Origin of the sequence: Cupriavidus sp. CuC1, assembly GCF_044627735.1 — a bacterium.
GTDB lineage: Bacteria > Pseudomonadota > Gammaproteobacteria > Burkholderiales > Burkholderiaceae > Cupriavidus > Cupriavidus ulmosensis.
The window spans coordinates 1-545 of the sequence record NZ_JBIUHC010000459.1; the positions used below are offsets into that span (position 1 = coordinate 1).

General features: G+C 54.5%; 1 protein-coding gene. It reads right to left on the reverse strand.

The features are described 5' to 3' along the window. Positions 1 to 75: 75 nt before the first annotated feature. On the reverse strand, positions 76 to 545 hold a 470-nt coding region (locus ACGLHR_RS52200; protein ID WP_400104029.1), incomplete at its 5' end, for a 3-oxoacid CoA-transferase subunit A.

Genomic DNA, 545 nt, shown 5'->3' on the forward strand with positions numbered 1-545 from the left:
GCGCCATTTCGATCCGTGTAAGCTTTTTCATTTCTGCGATCTCGTCTCTAACTTTTCCGCCCGATTTGCAGGAAATTACGAAACCTGCACCACGCGTTTTACAAAGATTCCTGGGGTAACAACCGCCTCTGGATTCAACGTACCAAGTGGGACGATTTCGCTGACTTGGGCGATCGCAGTCGTCGTCGCGCTGGCCATGATGGGACCAAAATTGCGACCGGACATCCTGTAGGTCAGGTTGCCCCATCGGTCTGCGCGATATGCCTTCACGAGCGCATAATCAGCTTTCAGCGGTAATTCGAAGATGTAGTTCTTGCCCTCTATCTTGCGGGATTCCTTTCCTTCCGCGAGCCTGGTGCCATAGGCTGTTGGGGTATAGAATCCGCCGATTCCGGCGCCTGCAGCCCGCATGCGCTCCGCCAACGTACCTTGTGGAATGACTTCAAGTTCCACTTCTCCCGCCCGATAAGCCGCGTCAAACAGGGTTGCTCCGGCGAGCCGCGGAAACGAACAAATCAGCTTCCTTACACGCTTCTGCCGAATCA